This is a genomic window from Flavicella marina (genome assembly GCF_009193215.1).
GTDB lineage: Bacteria > Bacteroidota > Bacteroidia > Flavobacteriales > Flavobacteriaceae > Flavicella > Flavicella marina.
Genome location: NZ_VYVA01000001.1, coordinates 185,113 through 205,291, shown reverse-complemented (window position 1 = coordinate 205,291; position 20,179 = coordinate 185,113). Strand labels below are relative to the sequence as shown.

At 34.6% G+C, this 20,179-nt stretch carries 14 protein-coding genes; 5 read left to right on the top strand and 9 right to left on the bottom strand.

The features are described 5' to 3' along the window. Positions 1-110 precede the first annotated feature (110 nt). The 4 genes from pflA to F6P99_RS00765 form a co-directional block, all read right to left on the bottom strand. A complete protein-coding gene (gene pflA, locus F6P99_RS00780) occupies positions 111-824 on the bottom strand; it encodes a pyruvate formate-lyase-activating protein (protein WP_226913019.1) in 714 nt (237 codons plus the stop codon). Between the two features lie 100 nt (positions 825-924). Then, positions 925-3,150, bottom strand: coding sequence for a formate C-acetyltransferase (pflB, locus tag F6P99_RS00775; protein WP_152285537.1), 2,226 nt, complete (start codon positions 3,148-3,150; stop codon positions 925-927). Positions 3,151-3,447: 297 nt separating this feature from the next. Further along, on the bottom strand, positions 3,448-5,811 hold the full coding sequence (gene gldG, locus F6P99_RS00770; RefSeq protein ID WP_152285536.1) for a gliding motility-associated ABC transporter substrate-binding protein GldG: 2,364 nt from the start codon (positions 5,809-5,811) through the stop codon (positions 3,448-3,450). A gap of 56 nt (positions 5,812-5,867) precedes the next feature. Next, positions 5,868-6,707: an SAM hydrolase/SAM-dependent halogenase family protein gene (locus F6P99_RS00765; RefSeq protein WP_152285535.1), complete on the bottom strand. Its 840-nt coding sequence runs from the start codon at positions 6,705-6,707 to the stop codon at positions 5,868-5,870. Positions 6,708-6,848: 141 nt separating this feature from the next. Here F6P99_RS00765 and F6P99_RS00760 point away from each other — a divergent pair, with 141 nt between their 5' ends. Then, complete coding sequence (locus F6P99_RS00760) at positions 6,849-7,796, top strand: PhoH family protein (RefSeq protein WP_152285534.1); 948 nt, start codon at positions 6,849-6,851, stop codon at positions 7,794-7,796. A 77-nt stretch (positions 7,797-7,873) separates the two neighbouring features. Further along, positions 7,874-8,824, top strand: a complete 951-nt coding sequence (locus tag F6P99_RS00755; protein ID WP_152285533.1) for a phosphoribosylaminoimidazolesuccinocarboxamide synthase — start codon at positions 7,874-7,876, stop codon at positions 8,822-8,824. A gap of 88 nt (positions 8,825-8,912) precedes the next feature. Here F6P99_RS00755 and rlmB read toward each other — a convergent pair whose 3' ends face one another. From rlmB to F6P99_RS00730, 5 genes are all read right to left on the bottom strand, one after another. Further along, complete coding sequence (gene rlmB, locus F6P99_RS00750) at positions 8,913-9,653, bottom strand: 23S rRNA (guanosine(2251)-2'-O)-methyltransferase RlmB (protein WP_152285532.1); 741 nt, start codon at positions 9,651-9,653, stop codon at positions 8,913-8,915. An 84-nt stretch (positions 9,654-9,737) separates the two neighbouring features. Continuing rightward, positions 9,738-10,478, bottom strand: coding sequence for a hypothetical protein (locus F6P99_RS00745; protein ID WP_152285531.1), 741 nt, complete (start codon positions 10,476-10,478; stop codon positions 9,738-9,740). A gap of 15 nt (positions 10,479-10,493) precedes the next feature. Further along, a complete protein-coding gene (locus tag F6P99_RS00740) occupies positions 10,494-11,927 on the bottom strand; it encodes a RagB/SusD family nutrient uptake outer membrane protein (RefSeq protein WP_152285530.1) in 1,434 nt (477 codons plus the stop codon). A gap of 10 nt (positions 11,928-11,937) precedes the next feature. Beyond that, positions 11,938-15,072: a SusC/RagA family TonB-linked outer membrane protein gene (locus tag F6P99_RS00735; protein ID WP_152285529.1), complete on the bottom strand. Its 3,135-nt coding sequence runs from the start codon at positions 15,070-15,072 to the stop codon at positions 11,938-11,940. A 180-nt stretch (positions 15,073-15,252) separates the two neighbouring features. Next, complete coding sequence (locus tag F6P99_RS00730) at positions 15,253-16,893, bottom strand: BamA/TamA family outer membrane protein (protein ID WP_152285528.1); 1,641 nt, start codon at positions 16,891-16,893, stop codon at positions 15,253-15,255. Between the two features lie 240 nt (positions 16,894-17,133). Between F6P99_RS00730 and rpsL the strand changes: the two genes are divergently transcribed. From rpsL to fusA, 3 genes are all read left to right on the top strand, one after another. Then, on the top strand, positions 17,134-17,508 hold the full coding sequence (rpsL, locus tag F6P99_RS00725) for a 30S ribosomal protein S12 (protein ID WP_152285527.1): 375 nt from the start codon (positions 17,134-17,136) through the stop codon (positions 17,506-17,508). 62 nt (positions 17,509-17,570) lie between these two features. After that, complete coding sequence (gene rpsG, locus F6P99_RS00720) at positions 17,571-18,047, top strand: 30S ribosomal protein S7 (RefSeq protein ID WP_139958430.1); 477 nt, start codon at positions 17,571-17,573, stop codon at positions 18,045-18,047. A 3-nt stretch (positions 18,048-18,050) separates the two neighbouring features. Next, complete coding sequence (gene fusA, locus F6P99_RS00715) at positions 18,051-20,174, top strand: elongation factor G (RefSeq protein ID WP_152285526.1); 2,124 nt, start codon at positions 18,051-18,053, stop codon at positions 20,172-20,174. Positions 20,175-20,179: the final 5 nt, after the last annotated feature.

The window sequence follows — 20,179 nt, the reverse complement described above, 5'->3', positions numbered from 1 at the left end:
AGATTTATCATTGTATGCTAATAAATCACAAAAAAAAATGGAAGTCAAACGACTTCCATTTTTTTTGGGTGTTTTGTGGTTAAAACAAGTTGAAGTTTGTAAAATGATGCTTAGTTTACCTTTACTTCTTTGAAGTAATTGTCTAATATAGCTACAGCTGCATCAATTTCTTCTGGAGTGTTTTCTCTTGCGTTTTCAAGTTCATATCTCCATCCGAGCGCCTCCCATTTATGGATCCCTAATTTATGATAAGGTTGCAGTTCTATTTTCTCTATTGTTTTGTAGTTCTTGAAATGTTCACCCATGGCGTGTAACAACTCAGGTTTGTTTGTAATCTCTGGGATCAATACATATCGCAACCACATTTTTTTTCCTGAAGCTTCTCGATGTGCGGCAAAACGAAAGGTAGTTTCTTTGTTTTTTGCTCCTACTAGTTTTTGATAGCCTTCTTCGGTCATGTGTTTGATATCTAACATGACTAAGTCGGCATAGTTGTCTAAAAGTTCTTCAGTGAAATGATTCAATACTCTACCATTTGTATCAACATTGGTGTGTATTCCTTCTTCTTTTAATCGTTTGAAAAAATGAATTAATTCTTTCGATTGTAGCAAAGGTTCTCCACCAGAAACGGTAACACCACCGTGTTTACCGAAGTACGATTTCATATTTACAGCACGTCGAACTAGGTCTTCTATCTCGTGTTCTTCTCCACCGTGGGTGTCAATAGAATCTGGGTTGTGACAATACAAACATTTTAGTTTGCAGCCTTGTAAAAAAACGACCATTCTAATGCCAGGTCCATCATGGGTTCCGAATGATTCTATCGAATGGATTCTTAATGTGTTTTCTGAAGTTTTGATAAAGTTCTTATTTAAAATGAAAGGTGCTTGCTAGGGGTAGTTAGCAAACACCTAAACTAGTAAATTACATTGATTGGTGGAAAGAACGTGTTATAACTTCCATCTGTTGTTCTTTCGTCAATCTGATAAAGTTCACAGCATATCCAGAGACACGAATGGTCAATTGTGGATATTCTTCAGGGTTTTCCATTGCATCTAGCAAGGTTTCTTTGTCAAGAACATTTACATTTAAATGTTGAGCTCCTCTATCGAAATATCCATCTAGAGTAGCAGCAAGGTTGTCAATTCTTTCTTCTTCTGTTGCTCCAAGAGATTTAGGAACGATAGAAAAAGTATTTGAAATACCATCTTGCGAATCTTCGTAGTTAATTTTTGCTACCGAATTTAAAGATGCAATGGCACCGTTTGCATCTCTACCATGCATTGGGTTCGCACCAGGTGCAAAAGGAACTCCTTTTTCTCTACCATCTGGAGTAGCACCTGTTTTCTTTCCGTACACAACATTTGATGTAATCGTCAACACTGACATCGTTACCGCTGCATCTTTATAAACTGGTAATTTTTTCAATTCGTTGTTAAAATCAGCTACTGCATTTTTCGCGAAGATATCAACTCGATCATCATCGTTTCCATATTTAGGGAATTCACCTTCAATTTTGAAATCAACAGTCAATCCTTCTTCGTTTCTGATTGGAGTAACTTTTGCATATTTGATAGCTGATAATGAATCTGCAACAATTGATAGTCCAGCAATACCGTAAGCAATGTTAATCGCAGGATTGGTGTCAATCAATGCCATTTGTGCTTTTTCGTAGTAGTACTTATCGTGCATGTAGTGGATGATATTCATAGAGTCGTTGTATACTCTTGCAACTTCAGTCATTGCAATTTTGAAATTATCCATTACTGTATCAAAATCTAATACATCACCTTCTAATGGAGCAATACCCTCTACCATTTGAGTTCCTGTGTTTTCACAACGACCACCGTTGATAGCTAGCAATAATGTTTTTGCTAAGTTGGTACGAGCTCCAAAGAATTGGATTTGCTTTCCGATTTCTTGGAAAGACACACAACACGCAATTCCATAATCATCAGAGTCTCTTGTTGTTCTCATCAATTCGTCATTTTCAAATTGAATAGAAGAAGTGTCTATGGATACTTTAGCACAGTAATTTTTAAAGTTTTGTGGTAAACCATAAGACCAAAGAATCGTAATATTTGGTTCTGGTGATGGACCTAAGTTGTATAAGGTATGTAAGAAACGGAAAGATGTTTTGGTAACTTTTGTACGGCCATCAGCAAACATACCTCCAATAGCTTCAGTTACCCAAGTTGGGTCTCCAGCAAAAATTTGATCATATGCTTCCATTCGTAAGTGACGAACCATTCTTAATTTCATCACAAATTGGTCGATGTACTCTTGTGCTTCTTCTTCAGTAATCAATCCTGCTTCTAAGTCATTTGTAATATAGATGTCTAAGAATGAAGAAACGTTACCTAGTGACATGGCAGCTCCATCTTGCTCTTTTACAGCAGCTAGATATGCCATATAGGTCCATTGCACTGCTTCTTGAGCATTTTCAACAGGTCTTGAAAGGTCTAAGCCGTAAGCTTTACCCATTTCAATCATGTCTTTTAAAGCGCCAATTTGTTCTGCTACTTCTTCACGCAAACGGATGACAGCATCAGACATTGGGCCAGTGATTTTTTCTAAATCTGCTTTTTTATTTTCGATAAGTTTTTCGATACCATAAAGAGCGATTCTTCGGTAATCTCCAATAACACGACCTCTGGCGTAGTTATCAGGCAAACCTGTTAAGAAACCTAAAGATCTAAATTTTTTGATTTCAGAAGTGTATGCTGAGAATACGCCGTCGTTATGTGTTTTTACATATTTGGTAAACAATTCATTTACAGAATCACTCGGAGCTAATCCATGTTCAGATAAAGCTTTTTGTACAACTTTATACCCTCCGAAAGGTTTCATAGCTCTTTTTAGCAATTCATTTGTCTGTAGTCCAACGATTGTTTCGTTTTCTTTATCTATATATCCTGCTTCAAAAGAATTTACTCCTGAAATCGTTTCGGTATCAACAGATCTTACTCCGTTGTTTAGTCTTTCTTCTTTAGTGGCAGCTTTACAGATGTCCCAAAGTTTTTGAGTTTTTTCAGATGGACCAACTAAGAAATCATGGTTCCCATAATAAGGAGTGATGTTGTTTACTACGAAATCACGCACGTTAATTTCTTTGTTCCAAAGTCCTGTTTTCAAATCGATTACTTTCATGTCAAAATTGTTTTTATTCTATAAAATGCCTTGTGTTTTACAGTTCAAATTTACGGCTATTTACAATAAAATACAATTTAGTCTTATTTTAAAAGAGGTGAAATAGTCTTTTTTTAGTGCTGATTTTTTAACGTTTTTGTGTAAATGATAAAACTCTTCAAACGAAAATATCAGAAGCTTCGTTTTTGATAATAGAAAAGAGTCGTTTTATGAATTATTAATAAAAATTCACTTTTTTTAAGTTTTTTTTAAAAACAACTCACAACCTGTGTTTTCGCAGTTTTGTCGGAGTTTATTTTATCTCAAGGGACGAGAATATTTTCTTCTTTTGAAAAACTGGTATGCAAATCCAAAAAATAATACGCCGAATATTGGGGCTATTAAGTTGAACCACTGCCAATACGTTTTTTCGAGACTTACTTTTTTCTTGTTTAGAATTTTCAAACTAATAGTTTTTGAGCGAAGCGCAATCAAGCCAGTATCATCTAAAAGATAATCGATACTATTTAAAAGAAAAGCTTTGTTGCCGAAATATTCTTGTGTCCACTTATCAATGCCTAACTCAAGAGGTTTTCCTTTGTGTATTTGATTTTTTGCGATATCTCCATCAGCTATTAGAATCATTTTTGATTCGACACCATGTTCAAGTGCCTGTTTAAAATTTGCTATTGGTTTGATTCGGTCTTTATACGCTGAAGTGAATTCCCCTTCCAAAAGAAGTCCTACAATTTTATGTCCATCTGTGTAATCGACAGGTTTTGGGTTTTCTATAACATTGTTCAACTCAATAAAGGTTGGTGTATTTATCGACTTAGATAAAGGAGAGCTTTTCAACAGTATTGTTTTGTTCATAGCATTTCTAAGTGTGTCGATATTTGATGCGAATGATAACCTTACAGGAGCAATATTTCGGATGATTGGATGCTCGCTATGTGGAGAGATAAGAGGAGCGTAAAACCATAAGTAATTTTCGTAATTTGTTTTATTCCCTGTGTTACCTGTTGCCAATGCAATTTTGGACGCGTAGAGATCTTTTATCAGCGCAGGGTTCACTCTAGCACCATATCTAAAAAAGAAGTCGTCTAAATTTAAGTCGCGGGGGTATGCGAGTGTTTTACCCGTTTGGTATAAGCTATCCATTTCTGCAACGACATAATCTACCATCCATAGCATTTTACCACCTTGTAATAAATATTGATCAAGGGTATATTTTTCTTCTTCTGTAAATTTTTCTGTCGGTTTGGCTATTATTGCCAAATCAAAAGAAGCTAATTTTTCAAAAGTGCTTGCTGGATTTGTTGCGACAGAGTCCAAAGTGAATTTTGCCAAGTGGTAGGTGCTACCAATTTCTTTTAAAAAGCTGTACAGGTACAAATCTTCTAGTTCACCGTTACCACTTAAAATTGCGATACTCTTATTTTTTTTAGACGTGATTTTTTTTAGTCCATCAATAAAAGCATATTCTAAGTTTTGGATGGAGCTTTCGAGTTGATTCACTTGACTTTCTCTTGGAGAACTGTCTTTTAAAAGAGCAATGTTTTTAGTTTTATTGTTGTAATGTATCGTTGCCCATGGAACAATAATACTTTCGGCGACCACTCCATTTTCTTCGACTGTGAGACGACTTGGGGTTAAGCCTTTTTTTACGAGTTGCTGCAATTGATCTTTTGGGTCGATCCATACTATTTTAATTTGTTTGTTAATCGCCTTCAGTTCGTCTAACAATTGTGCAGTTTCTGTTTGTAAGCGTTTAAATTCTGGAGGGAATTTTCCTTCTAAATATAGTTTGATGAAAAGAGGTTCCTTTACATTTTGTAAAATCTCAATTGAGGCGTCCGATAAGGTATATTTTTTGTCGCTTGTAAGATCAAATCTTTTATGGATGCTATTCCCGATTTGAAATAGTCCAATTAGAAATAAACCTATATATAGGAGTTTCTTTTTTTCTTTTTTTAGATTGATTTGGTACCATGTACATGTCAAGAAGAATATTGAAAATGAGACAAAATAAATCAGGTCTCTTGTGTCAATGACACCTCTTGCTATACTTGTATAATGAGATAAGATTCCAATCGCTTCAAGATTCGTACTTGGAAAGAGAGTTGAAAATTCTTGAATTCCATAAAATAGAAAAAACGAAAAAGTCACTGAGCCAAGTAGTGCCATTAACGCTGTTTTCATAAGACTTGAAACCCATAGTCCAATTGAAGTGAATAATGCTGCTAAAAATAACAACCCTAAATACGATCCAATCAGACTTCCTATTTCTATGTTTCCAGAGGGTTCAGCCAATTGATGTATGCTATAAACATAGCAAAGAGTAGGGAATAGTATTGTAATGATTATAACCAGAATTGCAAAGAATTTTCCGGTAATCAATTCTATGTTTGAGATTGGTTTGGTTTTTAATATTTCAAGCGTTCCCAATTGTTTCTCCTCAGAAAAACTTTTCATGGTAAGAGCAGGGATCAATAATACAAAAAGCCAAGCTGTACTCGAAAAGAAATGAGATAAATCAGCAAACCCACTGTTTAAGATATTTGCATCAGACTTAAAAAACCAAAGCCATAGAGTATTGATCAAAAGAAAAGCACCAATGATAAAATAACCAGCAAAGGATCCAAAAAACAGGCGTAATTCTTTTTTTAGTAGGGCTAACATTTATAACTTTTTTTTGATGTGTGTTGCTGAAAAATAAGAACGCTAGGTTTAAGATTTTATTCTGTTTTGTGAAATTCAAGTGTGATTGAATCTCGATAGTCTAATCCTAGAAGGCTTGATGCTCCACCTACCGTGGTGAGATTGCTCTTGTAAATGGCAATTTCTATAAAACCAGCAGAGTTAAAAATGGCAAGTTTATTTCCATCACTTTGACGCAATTCAGGGGCTAAGCTGAAATCTACAATATCACTGTATTTATAGTTGATTTTTTTGAAGCTATACCTGCTTGCTCTTAAGGTAAATTCTCTTCCTTTTCCTACTTCTTTGAATAGTTTTTCTGTAATATTACTAACAACATTTCCATAGTTGTCGATGTAGATTACGTTCCCTGAAATTTTCGATAAATCACCTGCTATTAAGGGTTGTAATTCAAATAATTTTTTATACGACTCTGTAAGTTTTCCAATCACTTCTAGGGTGCCACCACGAGCAATATGTGCTGCTACTTGTACAAATACATCCAATACAGAAAAACTAGTTTCTAATCGGTTGTGAATATTAATTTCTACAATTTTAGAAGGCTTGACCTCTGAAGCAATTAAAGAAATCAAACCGTTGTCTGGACAAACAAAAAAATGACCGTTTAAAAGCATTGCAATGTGCTTGTTGTCTGGGTTTAATTCTGAATCTACACCTACGATATGGATAGTTCCTTCAGGGAAATTTTTATAGGCGTTTTTTAGTATATAAGCCGTTTCGGTAATGTTAAAAGGAGAAATTCTATGAGAAATGTCTACGATTTTAGCATCCGGAATTGTCGAGTAAATGGCTCCCTTAACCGCCCCTACAAAGTGATCTTTTGTTCCAAAATCAGTGGTTAAAGTAATTATAGACATTTATTTTAGGCTTCCTTAAAGGTTCGAAATTGTGTGAGTTTTTACGCTAAAAATCTTCAACAAATTTATACAAATATATAGGAATTAATAGTATTTTTAGACATGAAAATAATGGAATTATAAATATTAAAAAATACTCCTTTGAACGAAAGAATTATTAGCCTTTCTGAAATCAATCCGACCGATTTTTACGGTCATCATGAGTCCACAATTAAGTTGTTAAGGGCCTATTTTCCAAAACTTAAAATAGTAGCACGTGGCTCAGAAATTAAAGCATTTGGCGAACCAATCATTTTAGATGAATTTGAAAAACGCTTGGAAATGCTCGTGAAGTATTTTGAAAAGTATAATAAAATTGATGAGAATTCAATAGAGCAATTGCTTACGAATACCGGAAAGAGAGAAGTTACTTCGGCAAAAGCTGATGCGGTTTTGGTACATGGAGTAGGAGGAAAGCTGATCAAAGCTCAAACAGAAAATCAACGTCGTATGGTTTCTAAAATGGAAACCAACGATATGCTATTTGCCATAGGTCCGGCTGGTACAGGTAAAACGTATACAGCGGTGGCTTTGGCTGTAAAGGCCTTAAAAGACAAAGAAGTTAAAAGAATAATCTTAACAAGACCTGCCGTAGAATCAGGAGAAAATTTAGGGTTTTTACCAGGTGATTTAAAAGATAAATTAGATCCTTATATGCAACCGTTGTATGATGCATTGCGGGATATGATTCCGTTTGAAAAGTTGGATGCTTATATAGAAAAAGGAGTGATTCAAATTGCGCCGCTTGCTTTTATGCGTGGAAGAACATTAGACAACGCTTTTGTAATTTTAGATGAAGCACAGAATACTACAGCCGGTCAAATGAAAATGTTTTTGACACGAATGGGAAAACGTGCGAAGTTTATCATCACCGGAGATCCTGGTCAAGTGGATTTGCCACGCAAGCAAGTATCAGGTTTGAAAACATCTTTATTGGCATTAAAAGATGTAAAAGGTATTGCGAATATATTTTTAGATGATAAAGATGTAATACGACATCGATTGGTCAAAGAAATTATCAAAGCATATAAAACTATTGATGTCGATTAATTGAAAGAACTTATTCAAAGCTAAATAGAATTCAGTATTTTTGCTGGCATATTTTAGTAGATTTTTATAGCAATACGATGACAACAACAATCAACGATACAAATTATAATTTTCCAGGGCAAAAAGCCATTTATAAGGGGAAAGTGAGAGAAGTTTATACAGTAGGTAATGATCTTTTAGTGATGATCGCAACAGATAGACTGTCTGCTTTTGATGTAATTATGCCAAAGCAAATACCTTATAAAGGACAAATCTTAAATCAAATTGCTTCAAAAATGTTGGATGCAACAAAAGATATTGTGCCAAATTGGGTAGTAGCCACACCAGATCCTAATGTAACTGTTGGTCATTCTTGTGAGACATTTAAAGTTGAGATGGTTATTCGTGGATATTTAACGGGGCATGCATGGAGAGAATATAAGTCTGGTAAAAGAACGTTATGCGGGGTAGCCATGCCTGATGGAATGATTGAAAATCAAAAATTCGAGAAACCAATCATTACACCTTCTACAAAAGCAGCTATTGGAGATCACGATGAGGATATTTCTAGAGAAGCGATTTTAGAACAAGGAATTGTTTCTAAAGAAGATTATGAGCAATTGGAGGCTTATACGTATGCTTTGTTTGAAAGAGGTACCGAAATTGCTGCGAAACAAGGATTGATTTTAGTAGATACGAAATATGAATTTGGTAAAACTGTTGATGGAAAAATCGTTGTGATTGATGAGATTCATACACCAGATTCTTCTAGGTATTTTTATGCTGATGGTTATGAAGAAATTCAGGCTAAAGATCAAAAACAAAAACAGCTTTCAAAAGAATTTGTGAGAGAGTGGTTGTTAGAGAATGGTTTTCAAGGAAAAGAAGGACAAGCAGTACCTGAGTTAAGTGAAGAGAAAATTGCAGAGATTTCGAACCGTTATATTGAATTGTATGAGAAAATTACCGGTGAGGCATTTGTAAAAGCTGATATTTCTGATGTAGCCTTAAGAATTGAAAATAACGTAACTCAGTTTTTAAATTCATAGAAATTAAAAAGCACTCATAATTAAAATAAAAAAAGTACCCTGAGCTTATCGAAGGGTACTTTTTCTGTTTTTACACTAATTTGTATACTTAAAGTCTTTGACGAACTGCTTCGTATAAAAAGGCACCGCAAGCAACAGATACATTTAAAGAACCTATATTTCCTTTTAAAGGAAGTTTCGCTTTCGCATCTACCATTTTTAATATAGAAGGATTGATTCCTCTGTCTTCAGATCCCATAATAATAGCCGAAGGTTTTTTGAAATCTACATCATACAAAGAGTCTTCAGTTTTTTCGGTAGCTGCCACAATTTGAATTTCAGCTGCTTGTAAAATAAACAAAGCATCTTTGATGTGGTTTACTTTACAGATTGGAATATTAAAGGCTGCACCGGCAGAAGTTTTCACTGTTTCAGCATTTACTGGAGCGTTTCCTTGGCTTTGGATGATGATTCCATGAACACCAGTACACTCAGCTGTTCTGATAATTGCACCAAAGTTGCGTACGTCTGAAATTTGATCCAACAATAAAAACAACGGTGTTTCTTCTTTTTCTAAAGTAGCTTCAACCAGAGTGTCTAAATCATGAAAGTGTATAGGAGCAATTTGAGCTACTGCACCTTGATGGTTGTTGAATTTAGACAATTTATCTAATTTTTCAACCGGTACATAGCTAAACGCAATTTTATTGGTTTTGATATGTGACATCAGCTCATTCATTAAATGTCCTGAAACACCTTTTTGAATGAATACTTTATCAATAGAACTTTCGCTGTTTATAGCTTCAATAACGGCTCTAATTCCGAATATTTTTGACGTTTTTACTTCCATGCGGCAAATGTACTGCTATTATTTGTATAAAAAAACCCACTATATTGGTGGGTTTTTTAGTACGAAGTAAACACTTTGTTTGATTTATTTTGGAGTAAAGTCATGAATTGTACCAGTAACATCACCTTGATATTCCATGTGAAATGTTCCATTACAAGCATTGTAAGTTCCTGAACCTACACAGTTATAGGTGTTTCCATCTCCCATTGTGATGGGTTGAGAAGGCATATTAATTGTACCGTCATCAGGATTGAAATCATAGTAGGCTAAATCTGTTGTCCAATCCCAAAAGTTTGTAATCCATATGCGGTTCTCAACAGTTGGGTCTAAGGTGATGGTTGTATCATAATCACCATAACCTGCTTCAGTAATAGTATAATCACCGAGAAAATTATTAATGTCTAAAGGACAAAAGCGATAAATATTCAAACTTAGGTCTTCACCAGTAAAAATAGCTTCATCAGAAACGTCAAAACCAATCGTTAATGATTCTCCTGAATCACCTATGTTTACATCTGAAATTGTCAATTCAAATTCTCCTTTATTGCTATTAGCAGGAATAGTTACTGAACTTGGGAAGCTATATGAGTCTGCATCAGCTGTTGTGTCATCCATGTTTACAGAGAGATTTACAGTTCGTTCATTTCCAGAATTTACTGAAGAATAAAAGACTACAGACTGTTTGATTGTGCTATTTTGATTTACCGTTATATCTGGTGTTTCTGAAAATGTTAGATAATTAAAGCTAGAGTTCAATTTATCTTCTTCTTTACAACTAGAAATTACAAGTAATAAGAAAATGCCAAATTTATATATGTTTTTCATAATGTTATATTTTAATTATCGATTTTTACCATCGTTAACAGAGGCATCAATATTGTCATTTGCATCAATTTCTTTTTGTGGTATTTTTAAAAAGAAATGAGGGTCGTCTGCAGCTAAATCAGAATTTGGTAATCTGTGATTACCTGTTCTTGGAATAGCACGACGAAGTCTTTTCGCATCAAACCACTCGACACCTAGTTCAGCGTATAGCTCTTTCCTTCTTTCAACCAAAATCTCTTCTAAAAGAGCAGCTCCCGTATTTGATGATTTAACTGCATTTGGATCTCTATTCGATTGTAACGAGAAAAGAATATCATGCGCAGTAGGGTCGCTTAATCGGTGTTTAGCCTCTGCTTCAATTAGAATCATTTCAGCTGTTCGCATTAATGGTAAATCGGAATCGAATGCAAACTTGAACTTAGTTGTGGTCAAGAATTTATATTCAGTACCTACAGCTGGAACATATGTTTCATCGAATAAATTTCTTACATCCGTTGCACTAAATAAAGCTCTGAAATCTTCATTTATATATGATGCGTAATAACCATCAGCGAAATGATCACTGAACGCATGTGGAGCAGCGTAATAATAGTTTGATTGATCATTTGTTTGGGGACTACCCCAAATCCATTCAGTATTTTCAATCTTGTCAAATCCATTTCCATATTCACTTGCATTAAGAGATGCAGAAGGATTACCTCCATATGCCGAAATGGCAGCATCTCTTGCTCCTTGCCAATTTTCTGTAACGAGGTAAACTCTAGCTAATATCCCAGAAGCAACCTGTTTATTTATATAAGATTTACCTAATCTATTTTCATCTAGATTAGCAACAGCATAGGTTAAATCATCGATGATTAAGTCGTACATTTCACTTAATGTAGACATAGGCTTTCCTTCGGTAGCCATTTCTGTATAAATAGGTGGAGCAGGTAAACTTGGGTCGTATGAATAGGTATGTTGAAATTCCATAGCTAATTGAAAATAGAAAAAAGCTCTATGCGCTTTTGCCTGTGCTTCCAATTGTTTAATGTCATTTACTCCTAGGTTACTGTCAGCAAGACCTTGTATTATTGAATTAGCTTGGTTGATCATGTAATAAGGATAATCCCAAGTAAAAATTGTTCTTCTATAATTTGGTTCTCTGTTGTCATTATCATAATCGAATAAGAACCAACTAACACCTTGAATAATGTCGTTTGCTTTTACGGTTCTAACAAAATACATAGAGTACATTCCACCCGTATCAGTTGATCCATCTGCTCCTCTAAACTGATCTCGGTAAAATCTTTGTATCCCAGATAAATGCGCTTCAACACCTTCTCTAGAGTCGAAAATTACGTTTTCCGTCACCGCATCCGTTGGTTTTGGTTCGTTTAAAAAATCGTCGCTACAACTGAATGAAATCAATGCAACGGAAATAATTGCTAAGTTTATTATATTTTTCATGTTGTACCTTTTAAAAATCTAAATTTAATCCTAATGAAACTGTTTTCAAGTTGTATGATCTAGAATCTGTTGTTCCAGCCAAATTTTGCTCAGGATCAAGTCCCTTGTGACTTTGCCAGGTAAATAAATTGTCACCTTGCATAAACAGTCTTAACCTTGAGATATTCATTTTATTAGTAATGGTTTTTGGTAAATTATATCCGAAAGTCAAAGCTTTAAGTCTTATGTAATCATTTTTAAATAAAAATCTGTCCGACCTACTAGTAAAATCATTTTGAGAATTATAGAGAAGAGGTACATGTGTGATATCACCGGGTTTTTGCCATCTGTATTGTAAATCGGTATGAGCAGCTCTACCTACATCTTCCATACCATTCATTAATGATGCATAAGAAGAATCATACACATAAGAACCAAAACTAAAATTGAATAAGAAGTTTAAGTCAAATTGTTTGTAGACTAAGTTATTTGTAAACCCTCCAATCATATCAGGTAATGATGATTTGTTTACATAGTTTCTAGTAGCATCAGCATATTCTTCGGTAACATCTCTACCAATTACGTCACCCTCTGCGTCTTCTATGTCTACATACCACATTCCTTTTCCGTTTGCTGGGTTAACACCAGCCCATTCTGTCAAATAAAAGTCATATAATGATCGACCAACTTCCCAACGTTTTGTGCCGTTTATAAATGATTCTTGCGTTAATTCTGTTATTTTGTTTCTGTCAAACGAGAAGTTAAGACCTGTGGTCCATTTAAAGTTTTTGTTGCTTATTATGTTTGATCTTAACGAAACTTCAATTCCATAATTTTTAAGCGAACCAACATTCGTCTTTATTGCATCGTTTCCTGTTGAAGATGGTAAAGGTCTGTCGTAAATTAAATCAACAGAAGTTTTAGTATAATAATCAATAGATCCATTAAGGTATTGACCAAACATTCCAAAATCGATTCCAATATTTGAAGAGGCTGTTTTTTCCCAAGTTAGTCCAGTGTCGGAAATATTTCCTAAGATAACTCCTGTGTTATCCAGTTCGTTCCATCCAGTTTCGTATAAAGATAAATAAGGGAAGTAATCTGGGTCTCCAAATTCATCTTGAGTTTTGTTATTACCAAGTTCACCATATGAGGCTCGTAATTTTAAGAACTGAATTTGATCAATATTTTGGATAAATGCTTCTTCTGATAAAATCCAAGAACCTCCGATTGCAAAAAAGCTTCCTACTCTTGTTTCAGGACTAAATCTACTTGATGCATCTTGTCTATAAGAGATTTCACCAAAATATTTTTCTTTGTAATTGTAAGCAACTCTGCTCAAAAATGAGTTTAAAGTTTCGTCTGTAAAAGCACCTCTTACCGCTTCAGGAGTTGTGCTTCCGTTTAATACTTTTACATTTGGAAGAAACCCTACACCCTGAGCTCCCAAGTCATTGATATTTCTCTCAAAAGCTTCATGAATTAGGTCTACATTAACATAATGCTCTCCGAATTTTCTATTGTAATTTAAAGTATTAATAATATTTTTTGTTGTAGTGAAATTTCTATCTTGATCCACTCTACCGTTTACACTTGCTGCAACTCCATACTCATTATGATTGTATTCATAAAAATCATACATGTATTTTTCATATGATATTTGTGTTTTAAAAGATAAGTCTTTTAGAATTTGGAAGTGCATATAGCCATTTGCTGTAAAATTATCTCTTTTGTATTGTTTTTCATACAGGTATAACGATCCAACAACGTTTTCTCCTTGGTATTGAGGTCTTACAGCATTTAAAGCTCCTTGATTATTTCCGTAATCATAGATAGTATTGCCTTTTTCGTCGTAAATAAAGTTGCCGTTGGCATCTCTTCTATATAACGGATAGTACGATGATAGATTGTTTATCCATTGAACTGTGCTAGTGAAAGAAGTTCCACTTTGATCAGGAAAGTTTTGTGCAGATGTTGAATAAAATAAAGAAACACCGGTTTTGAACCATTTATTAACCTTTGTGTCAATTGATAAACGGGTAGTCACCCTTTCGAAATTTGACGTTTGGATGCTACCTTCTTGATCTAAATAGTTTAGATTGAAACTATGAGTAGTATTTTCGCTACCTCCTGAAATTCCTAAGGTGTGTTCAATTCTTTTTGCGTTATTGTTTTCAATTAATGCTCCCCAATCAGTATCCCATTTTTTGTCTGTTGAAACTAGTTTCCCATCGGTTCCTACTGGAATAGATGAATTATAGGGATTATACCCCAATGTAGTTACCAAACTATTGCTAGCTGAGCTAGCAGCATCCTCTGGTGACATACCTCCAGCATATTGATTGCTATTTCTAATAGCTTCCCAAGTATATTGAGTAAAAGTGTCAGTATTTACTAATTCATGTCTGTCTACGGCTCTGCCAGATAATCCGTACGTGGTTTTAACAGAGACTTTTGTTGGGGTGTTGAATTTCCCTCTTTTCGTATTGATCAGAATAACTCCATTTGCTCCCCTTGATCCATATAATGAAGTCGAAGCAGCATCTTTTAATACATTCATGCTTTCAATTTGATCTCCACTTATAGTGTTTAGATTACCATTATATGGTGCGCCATCAACTATTATTAACGGCGATGCATCTGCGTTGATAGAGCTGACTCCACGAATTCTAATTATTGGATTTTCACCAGGTTGACCTCCAGTTGAAATGATATTTACCCCTGCAACATTTCCTTGAAGAGCTGTTGCTACAGAAGTAATTTGTTGATTATCAATAATGTCATCTGATACTGAAGCTATCGCTCCAACTATTGATTTCTTTGTTTGTTTACCAAAAGCTACGACAACAACTTCTTCTAGTGCTTCTGTGTCCTCTTCCAAAAAAATACTTAAAGAACTGCTGTCAAGAATTGTTTTAGTCATCGACTTCATTCCAACGTAACTGAATTCAAGAGTAGCACCGAGATTTACGTTGATGGAAAAATTTCCATCAAAATCTGTTTGTGTTCCTGTTGCAGTGTTTTGAATTATTACTACAACTCCAGGTAATGGTCCAGTTTGATCAGATACAGTACCTGTGACTGTTATCGTCTGGTTTTGTGAATAAGAAAACTGAACAACGAGCATAAAGAGAAGCATCGTTATTCGATGTAGTTTTTGTTTCATCTGGGTAGAGTTTTTAAATTATTTAACATAATTATAACTTTTTTGCGAGAAATTAACGCTTTTTAAGAAAAAATACTGCATACGTTATGAAATTGTTAACTAATGTAAAATAATAACATTGTGTAAATGTGTGTTTTGTAGGTTTTTACATGTCAGATGTTAGTTTTTGTTGAAGTATGGTTAAAAAACGGTAGTTAGCTTTACGTGGAATAATCCTTTTCCAAAGTCAAAATTGGTTTCGTTCGTTTTTCCAAAGGCATAGTTTAAATTGATAAAACCACCTTTTGTTTTATAGGCATATCCTAATCCAAAACTATAAAGGATTTGACTTGTTTTTAGACCTTGATCTTCTGTGAATCCGACGTCTGTGAATGTGTAGATATAAGATGCGGTATCTGTAAGCAATCGGTATTCAAGATTGGTGAAATTATAACTTGAGCCAAAAATACTCTGTTCGTAAAAACCTCTGATGGTGTTTGCTCCACCTAGTATAAATAACTCGTTTTGTAAAATAGTTTCTGATCTAAGTGTTTCAGTTCTATTGTGGATGAAGATACTACTTCTTTTACTAATGGGCTCAAGCAATAAAAGGTCAAGATAAGCATAGTATTGAGGGGTTTTGTTGTTCAATGATGTGTTGCTTCCTATGCTAACAGCTGAGGAAGCTCGATAATGCGTACGAATGTTTTTTTTGTAGTTGAAGTTGTAGGTGATTCCATACAGTTTTTTATCGTATGACTCTATTAATGGGTTCGAGTTGCTTGTTAAAAGGTTTGTGGAAGTTTTGGCAAGGAAACTCGCTCCGAATTCGTTTTTCCTGTTTAGGGTATAATTTAATTTTAAATTGATGTCTGTGTTGACAAAACTTGAATCTTGTTTGTAGATTTCAAAATTAAGAATTGGACTTAATGGTGAGTTAAATATATAAGGTGTACTTAAGTTAAATCTAAACTGTTCCTGATCGTTACCATTATTGCTCCAGTATACTGCTAGTTTTTCTCCTTTGTTGAAGTTGTTATTTAATTGAAGGTCTAAATAACCGTTAAAACGAAGTTTTCCGTTTTCTTCCGTTGAGAAACCCACCATTCCGTCAAATAGGTTGGTGTTTTTTTTCTTTAGGTAGATGTATAAATATGTGGAGTCTTTCGTAAACAGAGCTTCAGGTCTTCTAGTTTCTGAAGCGAATGTTAATGAATTGATATTGTTGCTCGTTAGTTCTAAAGTGTTTTTGTTGAACCTAGTATTTTTTTTAATTTGAAAATAGTGGGTGATAAATTTTTTGGGAAAATTAGAATACCCTTTTACGACAACTTTATTGATTGTTCTAATGTCTGACAACTGAATATCGACGTATGCCGACAAATGTTCATTTTTGTATTCGAATTTCTGTAGTTTGATTTGAGTAAAAGTAGCGCCTTGTTTTTCGTAAAAGGCATACAGGTCTGAGATAAATTTTTCAATGTTGTTAAATTTGAGGCTGACTTCTCTGTTTTTTATGAGTTTTGGCAAAGGAGTTTCAGAATCAAAATAAAGTGTAATGTTTTCTGTTCGGTTATTTATAGTAGTGTATGCTATATAGGTTGAGTCGTTTACAGGTGTTAAACTAATAGTGTGGGAAAGGTGGCCTTCTTTGTTTAGAGCAGTTGAAAAATCCGTAAGTGTTTTATTGATTTCTTCTTTTGAATTGTAAAACGGTTTTATTTCATTGAAATTTTTGAAGTCAATTTTTACGCTGTCAATTTGTTCAATTTTTAAATATACTTTTTGGGTTTGCGCGTTCAAATTCCAAAAAACACCAACTAGAAGATTTAAAAAAATCAAAAAAATTAAATTAGTGAAGTGTGTATCGGTTTTCAAATGAAAAAATCTGATGGATAAAATGAATTCTTTATGAGAGAAATAGCAGTTTTCAAAGCTACTTTAAAATTAAACAATTGTCAAGAAATATAGAAAGTGAAAAATTTAACTTGCTGGTATTTGAATATTTAGATAATTAAACTATATTTGCACCCTCTAAAAAATAGAGAATTATAAAATAAACACAATTTATAACAATTTAGTATGCCAACTATTCAACAATTAGTACGCAAAGGAAGAACCCAAAACACTAAGAAGAGTAAATCGGCTGCTTTAAATTCGTGTCCTCAAAGAAGAGGAGTATGTACACGTGTTTACACTACAACACCAAAGAAACCAAACTCGGCGATGAGAAAAGTTGCCAGAGTTCGTTTGACTAATGGTAATGAGGTAAATGCATACATTCCTGGAGAAGGGCACAATTTACAAGAGCACTCGATAGTATTAGTAAGGGGAGGAAGAGTTAAAGATTTACCAGGGGTAAAGTATCACGTAGTTCGTGGAGCTTTAGATACAGCTGGTGTTGAGGGAAGAACTCAACGTAGATCTAAATACGGAGCCAAACGTCCTAAGAAGTAAATTTTTAATGTTCGTGACAGGCACGTAGTCGTCTTGTTGCAACAAAACAAACTCAAGAAAACATGAGAAAAAGAAGAGCCAAAAAAAGAGTTCTTTTACCGGATCCTAAATTTAACGATCAGTTAGCAACACGTTTTGTGAATATGCTAATGTGGGATGGTAAGAAATCAGTAGCGTTCAAAGTATTTTACGATGCTTTAGATATCGTAGAAGAAAAAAAGGGAGAAGAAGAAAAATCTGCCTTAGAGATTTGGAAAGATGCATTGTCAAATGTAATGCCTCAAGTAGAAGTTCGTAGCCGTCGTGTAGGTGGAGCAAACTTTCAAATTCCAATGCCAATTAGACCAGATAGAAAAGTTTCTATGGCTATCAAATGGATGATTTCATTTGCTAGAAAAAGAAATGAGAAAACAATGGCTCAAAAATTAGCAGGAGAAATTTTAGCTGCTGCTAAAGAAGAAGGAGCTGCTGTTAAGAAAAGAGTGGATGTTCACAAGATGGCTGAAGCAAACAAAGCATTCTCACACTTTAGATTCTAAGAAATGGCAAGAGATTTAAAATTTACTAGAAATATTGGAATTGCTGCACATATTGATGCAGGGAAAACAACAACGACAGAACGTGTATTGTATTATACGGGAGTTTCTCATAAGATTGGAGAAGTTCATGATGGTGCAGCTACAATGGACTGGATGGAGCAAGAGCAAGAAAGAGGAATTACAATTACTTCTGCTGCTACAACTTGTGAGTGGAAATTCCCAGTTGAAAATGGAAAAGCAACTCCTGATACAAAAGGATATCACTTTAATATTATTGATACTCCTGGTCACGTTGATTTTACTGTAGAGGTAAACAGATCATTACGTGTATTAGATGGTTTAGTATTCTTGTTTAGTGCTGTTGATGGTGTAGAGCCGCAATCAGAAACTAACTGGAGATTAGCTGATAACTACAAAGTGCCAAGAATTGGTTTTGTAAATAAAATGGACCGTCAAGGATCTAACTTTGCAAGAGTATGTACTCAAGTAAAAGAAATGTTAGGATCTAATGCAGTTGAAATCGTTTTACCAATTGGTGAAGAGATGGATTTCAAAGGTGTGGTTGACTTAGTGAAGAATAGAGCTATTATCTGGCATGAAGAAACTCAAGGAGCTACTTTTGATATTGTAGACATTCCTGAGGATATGGTTGACGAAGCTGCTGAGGCTCGTGCGAAATTGATCGAAGAAGTTGCATCTTATGATGAGAACTTGTTGGAAAAATTCATGGAAGATGAAAACTCAATTACTGAAGAAGAAGTACATGCTGCTTTAAGAGCTGCTGTTATGGATATGGCAATCATCCCTATGATTTGTGGTTCTGCGTTTAAAAACAAAGGAGTTCAATTCTTGTTAGATGCTGTATGTCGTTACTTGCCTTCTCCATTAGATAGAGATAATATTGTAGGTACTGATCCTGATTCAGGTGAAGAAGTTACAAGAAAACCAGATGCAAAAGATGAATTCTCTGCATTGGCATTTAAAATCGCTACAGATCCTTTCGTTGGACGTTTGGCTTTCTTCCGTGCTTATTCAGGTCGTTTAGATGCTGGTTCGTATATCTTGAACAATCGTTCTGGTAAAAAAGAGCGTATTTCAAGAATTTACCAAATGCATGCAAATGAGCAAAAAGCTATCGATTTTATTGAAGCTGGTGATATTGGTGCTGCAGTAGGATTTAAAGATATTAAGACTGGTGATACTATGTCTTCATTGAAAGCTCCTATTGTATTAGAATCAATGGACTTCCCAGATCCTGTAATCGGTATTTCTATTGAGCCTAAAACAAAAGGCGATGTAGATAAGTTAGGTATGTCTTTAGCTAAATTAGCTGAGGAGGATCCAACATTTACTGTAAAAACAGATGAGGCTTCTGGTCAAACAGTTATCTCAGGAATGGGAGAGTTACACTTAGAGGTTTTAGTAGATCGTTTGAAGCGTGAATTTAAAGTAGAGGTGAACCAAGGTGAACCACAAGTAGAATATAAAGAAGCTGTAACAAGAGCTACTGAGCACAGAGAAACTTATAAAAAGCAATCTGGTGGACGTGGTAAGTTTGGTGATATCGTATTCGAAATGGGGCCTGTTGATGAAGATTTCGAAGGAACTGGATTACAGTTTGTTGATGAAATTAAAGGTGGACGTATTCCTAAAGAATTCATTCCGGCTGTAGAAAAAGGATTTAAAGAATCAATGCAAAATGGTCCTTTGGCTGGTTTTGTTATGGATTCATTAAAAGTTAGATTGATTGACGGATCTTTCCACCCGGTAGATTCGGATGCGTTATCTTTTGAGTTAGCTGCAAAAATGGGATATAAGGCTTGTGCGAAAGCAGCTGGAGCTAAAATCCTTGAGCCAATCATGTTGTTAGAGGTGTTGACACCAGAAGAAAACATGGGGGATATTGTAGGAGATTTAAATAGACGTAGAGGTCAAGTTAATGATATGAGTGATCGTTCAGGTTCTAAAGTGGTTAAAGCTGAGGTGCCATTATCTGAAATGTTTGGTTACGTAACAACATTACGTACTTTATCATCAGGTAGAGCAACATCGACAATGTCGTTCTCTCACTATGCGCAAACACCTTCAAATGTATCTGAAGATGTAATTGAAAAATCAAAAGCATAATCTAA

Excerpts from the sequence above, each read along its gene's own strand:
- pflB (WP_152285537.1), bottom strand. The coding sequence starts at position 3,150 with ATGAAAGTAATCGATTTGAAAACAGGACTTTGGAACAAAGAAATTAAC.
- gldG (WP_152285536.1), bottom strand. The coding sequence starts at position 5,811 with ATGTTAGCCCTACTAAAAAAAGAATTACGCCTGTTTTTTGGATCCTTT.
- F6P99_RS00765 (WP_152285535.1), bottom strand. The coding sequence starts at position 6,707 with ATGTCTATAATTACTTTAACCACTGATTTTGGAACAAAAGATCACTTT.
- F6P99_RS00755 (WP_152285533.1), top strand. The coding sequence starts at position 7,874 with ATGACAACAACAATCAACGATACAAATTATAATTTTCCAGGGCAAAAA.
- rlmB (WP_152285532.1), bottom strand. The coding sequence starts at position 9,653 with ATGGAAGTAAAAACGTCAAAAATATTCGGAATTAGAGCCGTTATTGAA.
- F6P99_RS00745 (WP_152285531.1), bottom strand. The coding sequence starts at position 10,478 with ATGAAAAACATATATAAATTTGGCATTTTCTTATTACTTGTAATTTCT.
- F6P99_RS00740 (WP_152285530.1), bottom strand. The coding sequence starts at position 11,927 with ATGAAAAATATAATAAACTTAGCAATTATTTCCGTTGCATTGATTTCA.
- F6P99_RS00735 (WP_152285529.1), bottom strand. The coding sequence starts at position 15,072 with ATGAAACAAAAACTACATCGAATAACGATGCTTCTCTTTATGCTCGTT.
- rpsL (WP_152285527.1), top strand. The coding sequence starts at position 17,134 with ATGCCAACTATTCAACAATTAGTACGCAAAGGAAGAACCCAAAACACT.
- rpsG (WP_139958430.1), top strand. The coding sequence starts at position 17,571 with ATGAGAAAAAGAAGAGCCAAAAAAAGAGTTCTTTTACCGGATCCTAAA.
- fusA (WP_152285526.1), top strand. The coding sequence starts at position 18,051 with ATGGCAAGAGATTTAAAATTTACTAGAAATATTGGAATTGCTGCACAT.